This window comes from Bacillus sp. WMMC1349 (assembly GCF_013155385.1).
In the GTDB taxonomy this organism is placed as follows: Bacteria; Bacillota; Bacilli; order Bacillales; family Bacillaceae; genus Bacillus.
The window spans coordinates 3,543,911-3,556,021 of sequence record NZ_JABJUQ010000007.1 but is presented as its reverse complement, the minus strand read 5'-3'; the positions used below and the strand labels follow the sequence as shown (position 1 = coordinate 3,556,021).

Genomic DNA, 12,111 nt, shown 5'->3' with positions numbered 1-12,111 from the left:
TTTTATACAATACGATTAAAAAGCTTTATTTGTGCAGAAAAACCCGAAAGTGGTTTAAAATAAAACTACAAAATGATGTACGAAAAGCTCTGAAAGGATGTCAACTGATGGACATGCGTCATTTAACCTATTTTTTAGAGGTTGCCCGTTTAAAAAGTTTTACAAAAGCAGCTCAGGCACTATATATCTCACAGCCGACAATATCAAAAATGATTAAAAACCTTGAAGAAGAGTTGGGAATTGAATTGTTTTACAGACGTGGTCGGCAGATCGAGTTGACAGATGCAGGGCAAAGCATGTATGTGCAGGCGCAAAAAATTACGAAGTCGTTTCAAAATATAACTTCAGAGCTGAATGATTTAATGAATGTAGAAAAAGGGCATGTTCGTATTGGTTTGCCGCCAATGATTGGATCTGGTTTCTTTCCGAAGGTCGTCGGTGATTTTAGAGATAAATATCCGAATGTTACTTTTCAACTTGTTGAAAACGGATCTATAAAAGTTCAGGAGGACATAGAGGAAGGTTCGCTTGATATTGGAGTTGTCGTTCTGCCTACTAAAGAAGAGATTTTTCATTCATTTACAATTGTTAAAGAAAATCTCATGCTCGTTGTTCACCCTTCACATCGCTATGCTGAACGAGATGAGGTTGAGCTTCAGGAGCTGCGTGAAGAACCATTTATTTTCTTCAGTGAAGACTTTGTTCTTCATGAACGGATCACTTCAGCCTGTTTGAAAATGGGGTTCCAGCCAAATGTAATCTATGAATCATCACAATGGGATTTTATCAGTGAGATGGTGTCAGCTAATCTCGGAATCGGTATGTTACCAGAAAGAATCTGCCGTGATCTTGATGCGGATCGAGTAAAAATCATTCCCGTTGTGAATCCATCAATCCCTTGGCATATCGCGGTTATTTGGAGAAAAGATCGCTATCTTTCATTTGCAGCTAGAGCTTGGATAGATCATACAAAATCTTATCAATGGAGTACAAATTAAGAGAAGGGGAGAAGAGCAATGAATATTAAGGATGTTGCAATAGGAATTGAACGTGTTAGAGAGGAAAAACCGCTTGTTCACAATATGACCAATCAGGTCGTCACCAATTTTACTGCAAACGGTCTATTATCTTTAGGTGCATCTCCAGTGATGGCGAATGCGAAGGAAGAGGTAGCCGATATGGTGAAAATCGCTGCCGCACTTGTCTTAAATATTGGCACACTTACCCTTGAATCTGTCGAGTCAATGATCATTGCTGGAAAAGCAGCGAACGATCAAGGTGTTCCTGTGGTCTTTGATCCCGTTGGTGCAGGTGCGACTCCTTTTCGTACCAACTCCGCTAAGCGTATAATGGACGAAGTCAAGGTCTCTGTTGTCAGGGGAAATGCTTCAGAAATTGCTAATATGCTTGGGGAAGAAAACTGGGTGATAAAAGGTGTTGATGCAGGTGAAGAAAACGGAGACAAATTGGTTTTAGCGAAAAAAGCAGCGGAGGAATGGCGTACAACTGTGGTGATTACAGGACCTGAAGATACTATCACAGATGGAAAAAGGCTTTACACGGCTCATAATGGGCATCATCTGCTGACAAAGGTAACAGGGACAGGCTGTTTGTTAACATCTGTGATCGGTGCGTTTTGCGCTATTGAAAAAGACTTTTGTCAAGCTGCTCTTTCAGCTGTTGTTTATTATGGCTGTGCAGCAGAACGAGCTGCAGAAAGAACCGAACACCAGGGACCAGGAAGCTTTCAGATCGAGTTTTTAAATCAATTGGCAGCGGTAAATGCTGAGAGTATCAAGCAAAGCGGTTTGATCGAAGAGGTGAAATGAATATGACGCGGATTTTAAAAAGAAAGATGCAGGATTTGTTATCAGTCTATTTTATTATGGGGTCAAACAATACAGATAAGGACGCTTTGACTGTGATTGAAGCAGCATTGACAGGTGGTGTTACCCTGTTTCAATTCCGTGAAAAAGGCGAACAAGCGTTAAAAAACGGTGACAAAGCAACCTTTGCAAAACAGGTACAGGCACTTTGCAAGGAATATCAGACTCCTTTTATCATCAATGATGATGTTGACCTTGCCCTCAAACTTGATGCTGACGGAGTTCACATCGGACAAGATGATGAAAGCGCAAGCGATGTTCGCGCTAAAATTGGTGATAAAATTCTTGGTGTCTCAGCCCACACGCTTGAAGAAGTTAGGCAGGCGGAAAAGGATGGAGCCGATTATATTGGTGTTGGGCCGGTTTATCCAACAAAAACAAAGCAGGATGCAAAAGCGGTACAAGGCGTTACATTCATTCAAAAGGTGCGAAATCAAGGTATTGAAATCCCTATGGTAGGAATCGGTGGGATTACGCTTGAAAACTGTGTACCTGTTCTAGCAGCAGGTGCGGATGGTATTAGTCTTATCAGTGCTATTAGCATGTCAAAAGAGCCAAAACAAACTGCTTCTGAGTTCTTTATGAAGGTTCAGGATATCAAAACTGCTCGTCCATAAGTTGTTTGAGAAAATGTTCGATCACAATGTACGAAACACCCATTGAAGAAGCGATCCGTCCAAGTGAAGAAATCTTTAAATGGTAATCGGTTAGCGCTTCTTTTTTCATTCTTGAGGAAATGGTTTTTTTTATTGTGTCAACAATGACCGGGTGAGATTCTACGATCGTATTCCGTAAAATGATGGTGTCTGGATTCAGCGTTTTCACGATGTTGACCAGTCCGATGCCAATATAAAAACCAAATGTCTCAAAGGCTTCAAAAATGTTTTTGTCACCGTTGTTAGCAAGCTCTGTGACCTTTTGAGGTAAAGGCATGTCTTCTGTTAAGTATGAAGAAAAAACGCTTTTTTCAGATGCATAGAGTTCCCAACAACCTTTATTCCCGCAACGGCATCTTGGGCCATTCAGATCAATTGACATGTGTCCTGCTTCACCTGCAAATCCCAGCTTTCCTCGATAGAGTTTCCCATTAATAATAATCCCTAAGCCGATGCCAGTATTAACACTCACGAATATGGCATGTTCTAAATCCTCAGCATCACCATACTCTTTCTCTCCGATAACTCCTGCGTTTGCTTCATTTTCAATGAAAATAGGGACAGCAAACTTTTGCTCTAAAAGATGTTTCAACTTTATATGGTGAATAGGTTTATTTGGTGTGAAAATGATATTTTGCATGTTATCAACTAATCCAGGTACACACACACCTATTCCCACTAAACCATAAGGTGAAGGGGGCATTTTTTGAATGGCAAGATCAACTAACTTGATTAATGTATGTTCTGTTAACCGAATATCTTCTTCGTCAAGTTCCTCCTCAACATGGACAATGATTTCTCCATCCAAGTCGGTTAGCACAACAATGATATAATTTGTTCCAATATCTACACCAATCGTATAACCTGCTTTTTCATTAAACTTCAGCATCACAGGGCGTCTTCCGCCACTAGATTGCCCTTGACCGATTTCAAAAATGATGTCTTTTTCAAGCAAAGAAGAAACTTGAGAAGAAACCGTTGATTTATTCAATCCAGTCATTTCTGAAATTGCTGCTCTTGAGATGGGAGCCTTAGAAATAATTTGTTTCAAAATAAGTGCTTTATTCAGCTTTTTGACAAGGCTTTGGTCTGCAGTATTCAAAGATTATCACTCGCTTCTATTCGGGAATTGAATCTTGTTTCATTATAATGAACAAATTTTTATAACTCAAATTTTTCTAGTATGTTCTATGCTCATAAAAAAAAGCACCCTCAACACAGTCGTAGATCATGTATAAATCAAGCCTTGATGATGAGAGGGTGGATCATTTTAGTGGTTATCAATCATTCCATACTTGTTTACTGCTCCATATGAATTCCTGTATGCGCTTTCACTTTCATTTCATTAAAATGATCTTGGTTCGGTACTTTTGAAGAAAAGATTGTTCCAAGATAAGCGCCTAAAAACCCGAGGGGAATGGAAAATATTCCTGGATTTGAAATTGGAATGAGCGGTTCACCGACAAAGATAGCACCACCGGCGGGATCCCAGACACTTGGACTGATAGAGACAAGAATCAGTGCGCTCAGAAGCCCGGTCAGACTTCCTATTAGTGCTCCTGTCACATTAAATCTTTTCCAAAAAACAGTGAACAGGATTAGTGGCAAGTTAGCACTTGCAGCAACAGCGAACGCTAAAGAGACAAGAAACGCGACATTTAGTGATTGAGCGAAGATAGCAAGCAGAATCGAAAGAATAGATACACCAATAGAAGCCCACCTTGCTGCGACCATTTGTTCTTTTTCAGTTGCTTTACCTTTTCTGATGATTTGACTATAAATATCATGAGCAAAGGCGGAAGCGGCTGAAAGCACAAGACCTGTCACAACCGCTAAAATGGTTGCGAAGGCAATGGCCGAGACAAACGCAAACAAGAAATCCCCTCCAAGTGCTTGAGCGAGAAGTGGTGCTGCCATATTTCCTGCTTGGTCAGCCGCTAAAATATTGTCAAAGCCGACAAATGCAGCTGCACCAAAACCAAGAAAGACGGTCATAATATAAAAGATACCTATAAACCATGTGGCTGAGACAACGGACTTTCTAGCTATTTTTGCATTTTTAACAGTGTAAAATCGAATGAGAATGTGGGGAAGTCCAGCTGTTCCAAGGACAAGTGCCAAATTTAGTGAAAGCGTTTCCAAAGGATCGTTATATTTATTGCCTGGATTTAAGAAATCAGGTCCAAGAGGTGTAGCCGTTTTCATTTTTTCAAACATATTTGTCAGACTGAATCCGAATTTAGAAAAAACGATAATTGAAATGATAAGTGTACCCGCCATTAAAAGAATGGCTTTAATAATTTGCACCCAACTTGTTGCAATCATTCCGCCAAATACAACGTAAATGGTCATTAAAACGCCAACAATACAAACTGCAAGCGTATAATTGATTCCGAGCAAAAGTTTAATAAGCGCTCCAGCACCGACGAGTTGGGCGATCATATAGAATGTTGAAATCGAGATGGTATTTAATGCAGCAACTCCACGAATCTTTTTCTGTTTAAAGCGAGAGGCAATCATATCAGCCATTGTAAATTTTCCGAGGTTTCGAAGCGGCTCGGCCACAATATAAAGAACAACCAAATAGGCGACAAGAAAGCCAATACTGTAAAAAAACCCATCAAAGCCATTCAAAGCGATCATCCCTGCGATTCCGAGAAAAGAAGCAGCTGACATGTAATCACCAGCGATTGCCATTCCGTTTTGCAGACCTGTAAGACCTCCTCCAGCTGTGTAAAACTCACTAGTTGTTTTCGTTTGTCTTGCTGCAAAGTAAGTAATGACAAGGGTGAGACTTACAATAACAAGAAACAAAATAAAAGCAGTCGTACTCATGATCCAACGCCTCCAATCTCTTTTTTGAAATCTTCTGTCAATTTATCAAACTGTTGTGCTTTTCTCGTGTAAACAATGCATAGTGTCCATGTCATCACAAATTGTGCAAAAGCAAAAATCCATGCCCATGTAATAGCACCTAATGCAGGTTGATTCAGGAATTCAAAGTAAGCTGTTAAAAGAGGCAGCAAGAAGTAAAAACTCAAAAAGAATATGGTCATTGGTACAATAAAAGCACGTTTCCGCTTCAATAGCTCCTGAAATGTCGGAGATGTTACAGCCTTATTGTAATCGGTTTGCTTTTCTAGCATAAATCCTCATTCCTCCTCTGAATTTGTCTTAAAAAGGTATGTGATAGACTAGGGTTTTATTCATGAACATTCATATAGAATGTCATTTCCTGCTTAGGTTAAATAAAAGAGCCGTTTCATCTAAGTATCTGACAAAACGGCTGGTGTTTTAATGGAAAAAGACTTTTTGCTAGTATGGTTGATAAACAAGTGGTCAATGTATGTATAGACGTGTTTAAACAGCTGATTGGATACTTTGAAAATCACAACCGCCTGTTTGAATATTATTGTTTCAGTTGTGTAGCAGAATTTCCATCTGCCGACTGAGTGCGAAGAAATTTTTTGACATCATCAATATCTAATCCTAGATTTTTCGCCTCTTTCATCATAATTAACCAATCTTCGTCCAACTTGTGTTTTGTTTGAGTATTCATAGACTCCTCCAATATGATAGACGTTGTTTATTTTAGAAAACCCTTTCCCGAGACGTATGAAAGTTGAAAAAACAACAGTCGTTTAATACCAATGATAAATTCATAAAAAAATTCATAAGTGCAGAATGAGCCCAGCTACGTATTCCCCAAATAACTGACTAAAAAAACCAAAATAGCTTAAATTCTTACTTATAATAATATACAAACAATGACTAACTGAATAGTATTCAATCAAAAAATGATTATTTCTCCCTATTAAAAAATTATTGTTTCTATCCGAATAGAAATGAAGTATTTTTATGAATAAAGAGGTTGAAACATAATGATTTATTAGGGTAAAACTCATGAAATATATTTGAAACAAACAAGAAATAAATAGGAATTTAGTCAGAGTTCTTTTTGCTTATTTGTATGGATGATGAAAAAATCAATAATCCAAAAATACTATTAAAAAAATATCAATCTGTAATATAAGCTTTTATTTTTAAATCAAGTGAAAAAAGCCTGTATTTTAAAACTAAATAATACTATTTTGTGGCAAAAAACAATATTTTTAAAGGTATCAATTTTGTAAATGAGGTCTTTAGATCTATTTTTATTTGATCATGTCATTTTGATAGTGTAAACACTGTAAGGTGATAAAATAAAAAGGCTTGGCTTTATTGAAAATGTTTATGGTGAGTTCGTGAAAGGAGAGAGAAGAGTTGGCAATTTTAGTATGCGGAGGGGCCGGTTTTATTGGCAGCCATGCTGTTGCGGAGTTATTAAGCCGTCATGAAGATGTCGTTGTAATCGATAACTTGCAAACAGGGCATGAGGCAGCGATTCTGCCTGGAGCTGTTTTTTATAAAGGAGATCTACGAGATCGTCAATTTCTCAAAAATGTGTTTCAGGAAAATGAAATTGAGGCTGTTATGCATTTTGCGGCTGATTCATTAGTAGGTGAAAGTGTAATAGAGCCATTGAAATATTATGATAATAATGTTTATGGGGCTGTATGTTTATTAGAGGTGATGAAAGAGTTCTCTGTTGAAAAGATTGTCTTCTCATCAACTGCAGCTGTATATGGAGAACCTGAGCGAATTCCAATTATGGAAACGGATATAACCGATCCGACGAATCCATATGGAGAAACCAAACTTGCCATTGAAAAAATGTTGAAATGGGCGGAAAAAGCTTATGGCATTCGTCATGTTGTGCTCCGTTACTTCAATGTTGCTGGTGCTCATACACAAGGCTTGATTGGTGAGGATCATCAACCTGAAACTCACCTGATCCCGATCATCCTCCAAGTTGCACTTGGGAAACGAGACAAGATTATGATATTTGGAGATGACTATCCAACTTCTGATGGCACCTGTATCAGAGATTATATTCATGTTATGGATTTAGTGAATGCGCATATTCTTGCGGTTGAGCGCCTCCGAAAAGATGGAGAAAGCGCTGTTTACAATCTTGGAAACGGGGAAGGTTTTTCTGTTAAAGAGGTCGTTGAAGTTGCCCGAAAAGTAACCGGTCATGTTATTCCTGCTGAGATCGCCAAACGGCGTGCGGGGGACCCAGCCCAGCTGATTGCCTCCTCAGAAAAAGCAGTTAAGGAACTTGGTTGGGAGCCGAAAAATGCAGAGCTAGAAGTCATGATTAAGAGTGCGTGGGATTGGTTTCTAAGCCATCCTAATGGTTATCAAAGCTGATGAATGGTAAGGTGAAAGAAAGAGCTTAGCCCTCGTGGGAAGCTCTTTTTTTTTCACCATTTTTTTATTTTAATAAACCTTAATTTAACATAATTTCCGATTTTAGCTTTCAGTTTCTTTATTTGGTTTATATGTAAAATGTACCACAAAATTACATTTATCTTCCGACGAAGCTCACATCTTTATGAAAAATCTTTGACAATTTTATGACATTTAGGTGAAAATAAAGTGAACTTTTGAAAAAAATAAGACTAATTGGTGAATATTTTGTTAACATAGCAAGGTAGAAGAAAAGTTATTTCAGAATCCTATTTTGATATTCTGGCCAAATTTATACACTGATAAGGAAGGATGGTGATCCTCTTGTTCAGAGCGTTCAAACCACTGATTCTGCTTGCAATGCTTTCATCTATTTTATTATTAGGCGGGTGCAGTGAAATCGCGGTATTAGATCCTAAAGGACCGGTTGCTTCACAGCAAAAAGATCTGATTTTATTATCGATTGGCTTTATGCTGTTTATTGTTGCAGTCGTTTTTGTTCTTTTCACAATTATGATCGTGAAATATCGTGAACACAAGAAATCTACTTACACCCCTGAAGCAGAAGGGAATGTGTTTTTGGAAATTGTCTGGACAGTGGTTCCGATTTTAATTGTTATCGCGCTGTCTGTACCAACTGTTCGTGCAATTTACTCTCTGGAAGAGGCTCCTAAAGCTTCAAAAGATAAGGAACCTTTAGTTGTTTATGCTACATCTGTTGATTGGAAGTGGGTGTTCAGTTATCCGGAACAAGAAATCGAAACAGTCAACTATTTGAATATCCCAACTGACAGGCCAATATTGTTTAAAATCGCTTCAGCTGATTCCATGGCATCTTTATGGATTCCGCAGCTTGGTGGACAGAAATATGCGATGTCAGGCATGGAAATGGAGCAATATTTACAAGCCGACCATGAAGGGACTTATAAGGGGCGCAATGCAAATTTCACGGGTGAAGGATTTGCAGAGCAAAAGTTTAATGTCAATGCAGTTTCAGAAAAAAACTTTAATGAATGGGTAAAGAAAACGCAAAAAGAAGCTCCAAAATTGACAAAGAGTCAATATGATAAGCTCATGCTTCCACGACATGCAGATGAAATGACGTTTTCATCCACACATTTAAAATATGTCAAACATGGTAATGACGCAGAGTATGCGATAAAAGCTCGTAAAAGATTAGGATATGTTCCTGTATCTCCGCACTCAAAATCAGATCCATTTGAACATGTGGAAACAGACAAAACGGAAAAACATGACCATCATTCTAAAGACCATGATTCTCACTAGGAAAGGAGGAAGCATTCATGAATTTCAAATGGGACGAATTCATCATCACTGGTGATCCGCTTATTCTTGGAGCGCAAATTTCGATTTTGCTCACATCAATTGCTATAGTCTTTGTGCTTACTTATTTTAAAAAGTGGAAATGGCTATGGGAAGAGTGGATTACGACTGTTGATCATAAACGATTAGGGATTATGTATATTATCGCAGCGGTGATTATGTTCTTCCGAGGCGGTGTTGATGGATTAATGATGCGTGCCCAGCTCACGCTTCCTGATAACAGTTTTTTAGATTCTAATCATTATAATGAAGTATTTACAACACACGGTACCATTATGATCATCTTCATGGCGATGCCGTTTCTCATCGGACTCATGAACGTTGTGATCCCTCTTCAAATAGGGGCTCGTGATGTTGCATTTCCATACTTAAACAACTTAAGCTTCTGGACGTTTATGGTCGGGGCCATGCTGTTTAATATTTCATTTGTCATCGGTGGTTCACCAAATGCAGGTTGGACTGCGTATATGCCGCTGGCCGGAAATGAAATGAGTCCAGGGCCTGGGCAAAACTATTATTTGCTCGGTTTGCAAATATCAGGTATTGGTACATTGCTAACTGGGATTAACTTTATGGTAACCATTTTGAAAATGCGAACAAAAGGTATGACGCTTTGGCGGATGCCGATGTTCACATGGACAACTTTAATTACTTGTGTGATCATCATTTTTGCTTTCCCTGTTTTAACAGTCGCTTTGGCACTGATGACGTTTGATCGTTTATTCGGATCAGCATTTTTCACTTTGCAAAATGGTGGAATGCCGATGCTTTGGGCGAACTTGTTCTGGATTTGGGGGCACCCTGAAGTATATATTGTGATCTTGCCGGCATTCGGTATTTTTTCAGAAATTATTGCAGCGTTTGCGAAAAAACAACTGTTCGGTTATAAGGCAATGGTTTATTCAATTGTCGCAATTTCCGTTCTCAGCTTTCTCGTTTGGTTGCATCACTTTTTCACAATGGGTAACAGTGCAGCAGTTAACTCATTCTTTTCGATTACGACGATGGCAATATCGGTACCAACCGGGGTTAAAATATTTAACTGGCTGTTAACACTGCATCGAGGCAGAATTAATATTACAACGCCGATGCTGTGGTCACTTGCATTTATTCCAAACTTTGTGATCGGCGGGGTAACAGGTGTAATGTTGGCTATGGCGGCAGCAGATTACCAATATCACAACACATACTTCCTTGTATCACACTTCCATTACGTGTTAATTGCGGGTACGGTGTTTGCTTGTTTTGCCGGATTGATCTACTGGTATCCAAAAATGTTCGGGTATAAACTGAATGAACGTCTCGGCAAATGGTTCTTCTGGCTGTTTATGACTGGATTTAACATCTGTTTCTTCCCAATGTACTTCTTGGGGCTACAGGGAATGCCGCGCCGTATTTACACGTATGGGGCAGAAGACGGTTGGACTGCATTGAATATGGTTGCAACACTTGGCGCATTGCTGATGGCTGCCGGATTTATCGTTCTTTGCTATAACATTTTCTACAGTTTCCGTCATTCAAAACGTGAGGAATCAGGAGATTCATGGGGAGTAGGTCGAAGCCTTGAATGGGCTACTTCTTCTGCGATTCCGCCGCATTATAACTTCGCGGTCCTTCCTGAAGTCAAGGGTAATGACGCTTTTTGGAAAATGAAAGAGGATAAAGTTGATGTTCATCCTGAAAGTAAATTTAAGAAGATTCATATGCCGAGCAATTCAGGTCGACCATTTATCATGTCGGTATGTTTCGGAATTGCAGGTTTTGGACTTGTCTTTGAGTGGTTTTGGATGGGAATCGCCGGCTTGATCGGGGTATTCCTCTGTATGATTCTTCGTTCTTTTGAATATGATGACGGATATTATGTAAGTGTTGAAGAAATAAAAGAGATTGAACGAAAGAGTGCCAAGTAAAGGAGGCGTGATTAATGGAACATGCAGAACATGGCAACTCTAACGCTCCTATGGAATATCAGTCAGAGACAGGAAGATTAAACATCCTTGGCTTTTGGATTTTTCTTGGGGCAGAGATCGCCTTATTCTCCACGCTATTTTCGACCTACGCTGTTCTTCATAACAGAACAGCCGGAGGTGTATTGCCAGCAGAACTGTTTGATGCCAAGCTTGTTTTAATCATGACATTCCTGCTATTAACCAGCAGTTTCACGTGCGGAATTGCCGTTCATGAAATGCGAAGGGGAAGCTTAAAAGGTGTGATGATCTGGATGATCATTACACTCTTGCTCGGTGCAGGCTTTGTTGGCTACGAAATCATGGAGTTCACACATTATGTACATGAAGGTGCCACTTTATCAACTAGTGCTTACTGGTCAGCATTTTTTGTCCTGTTAGGAACACATGGATTACACGTTTCAATCGGTATCTTCTGGATTATCGGCATTTTATTACAGACGAAAAAACGCGGATTAACACCGCAAACATCTGCCAAATTGTTCATTTCAAGTTTATATTGGCACTTTTTAGACGTGGTATGGATCTTCATTTTTACCGGTGTCTATTTGATAGGGTTGGTGAATGTATAATGGCCACAAAAAAATCGGCTCAGCATAGCCACTTTCCTTGGAAACATCTCGTAGGTTTCGTGTTGTCTATTGTGCTAACTTTATTGGCATTATGGGTGGCTTTATATACTGATTTAAGTATGACAGCCATTCTATGGATCATTTTTGGTTTTGCTATTATTCAGGCTGCTTTACAGCTATTAATGTTTATGCACATGACTGAAAGTGACAGTGGTGGTATTCAGGTGGGTAACACACTGTTTGCTGCCTTTATAGCTATTGCTATCGTAGTAGGATCAGTTTGGATCTTTGCTGCTCATAGTCATCACGGTGATAACCCAAAAGGCGGGTCTCCGGGTGAAAAGCATTCTGAGCATATGCATAGCGGACATTAATCAACAAGAGGCATTTTTGC

Annotated in this window: 12 protein-coding genes; 8 read left to right on the top strand and 4 right to left on the bottom strand. The window is 39.2% G+C overall.

The features are described from left to right. Positions 1–107 precede the first annotated feature (107 nt). Genes cidR through thiE form a run of 3 tightly spaced genes read left to right on the top strand, consistent with a single transcriptional unit; the run spans position 108 to position 2,503 of the window. Positions 108–998 (top strand): cidABC operon transcriptional activator CidR, encoded by an 891-nt coding sequence (gene cidR, locus HOO54_RS20555; RefSeq protein ID WP_172298608.1) that lies wholly within the window; start codon positions 108–110, stop codon positions 996–998. Between the two features lie 18 nt (positions 999–1,016). After that, the gene (gene thiM / locus HOO54_RS20550; protein WP_172298606.1) at positions 1,017–1,829 is read left to right on the top strand and encodes a hydroxyethylthiazole kinase; all 813 of its coding nucleotides are present in this window, start codon (positions 1,017–1,019) and stop codon (positions 1,827–1,829) included. Positions 1,830–1,831: 2 nt separating this feature from the next. Further along, positions 1,832–2,503, top strand: a complete 672-nt coding sequence (thiE, locus tag HOO54_RS20545) for a thiamine phosphate synthase (protein WP_172298604.1) — start codon at positions 1,832–1,834, stop codon at positions 2,501–2,503. On the opposite strand, the gene HOO54_RS20540 is transcribed toward thiE, so the two are convergent. The 4 genes from HOO54_RS20540 to HOO54_RS20525 form a co-directional block, all read right to left on the bottom strand. Then, the gene (locus HOO54_RS20540) at positions 2,484–3,644 is read right to left on the bottom strand and encodes an ROK family transcriptional regulator (protein WP_172298602.1); all 1,161 of its coding nucleotides are present in this window, start codon (positions 3,642–3,644) and stop codon (positions 2,484–2,486) included. The genes thiE and HOO54_RS20540 overlap by 20 nt on opposite strands. A 197-nt stretch (positions 3,645–3,841) precedes the next feature. Continuing rightward, a complete protein-coding gene (locus HOO54_RS20535) occupies positions 3,842–5,377 on the bottom strand; it encodes a solute symporter family protein (protein ID WP_172298600.1) in 1,536 nt (511 codons plus the stop codon). Then, the gene (locus HOO54_RS20530) at positions 5,374–5,688 is read right to left on the bottom strand and encodes a DUF485 domain-containing protein (protein WP_172298598.1); all 315 of its coding nucleotides are present in this window, start codon (positions 5,686–5,688) and stop codon (positions 5,374–5,376) included. Before HOO54_RS20530 ends, HOO54_RS20535 begins: the two co-directional genes overlap by 4 nt. A 263-nt stretch (positions 5,689–5,951) precedes the next feature. Then, positions 5,952–6,101 (bottom strand): anti-repressor SinI family protein, encoded by a 150-nt coding sequence (locus HOO54_RS20525; protein WP_172298596.1) that lies wholly within the window; start codon positions 6,099–6,101, stop codon positions 5,952–5,954. 704 nt (positions 6,102–6,805) lie between these two features. On the opposite strand from HOO54_RS20525, the gene galE reads away from it, so the two are divergent. The 5 genes from galE to qoxD all read left to right on the top strand — a co-directional run bounded on the left by galE (position 6,806) and on the right by qoxD (position 12,091). Beyond that, the gene (galE, locus tag HOO54_RS20520) at positions 6,806–7,795 is read left to right on the top strand and encodes a UDP-glucose 4-epimerase GalE (protein ID WP_172298594.1); all 990 of its coding nucleotides are present in this window, start codon (positions 6,806–6,808) and stop codon (positions 7,793–7,795) included. A 354-nt stretch (positions 7,796–8,149) separates the two neighbouring features. Beyond that, a complete protein-coding gene (gene qoxA / locus HOO54_RS20515; RefSeq protein ID WP_172298592.1) occupies positions 8,150–9,121 on the top strand; it encodes a cytochrome aa3 quinol oxidase subunit II in 972 nt (323 codons plus the stop codon). 17 nt (positions 9,122–9,138) lie between these two features. Then, the gene (gene qoxB, locus HOO54_RS20510; protein WP_172298590.1) at positions 9,139–11,088 is read left to right on the top strand and encodes a cytochrome aa3 quinol oxidase subunit I; all 1,950 of its coding nucleotides are present in this window, start codon (positions 9,139–9,141) and stop codon (positions 11,086–11,088) included. 14 nt (positions 11,089–11,102) lie between these two features. Continuing rightward, complete coding sequence (qoxC, locus tag HOO54_RS20505; protein ID WP_172298588.1) at positions 11,103–11,717, top strand: cytochrome aa3 quinol oxidase subunit III; 615 nt, start codon at positions 11,103–11,105, stop codon at positions 11,715–11,717. Then, positions 11,717–12,091: a cytochrome aa3 quinol oxidase subunit IV gene (gene qoxD / locus HOO54_RS20500; protein ID WP_172298586.1), complete on the top strand. Its 375-nt coding sequence runs from the start codon at positions 11,717–11,719 to the stop codon at positions 12,089–12,091. The genes qoxC and qoxD overlap by 1 nt, the downstream gene beginning before the upstream one ends. The last annotated feature ends 20 nt before the right edge of the window (positions 12,092–12,111 follow it).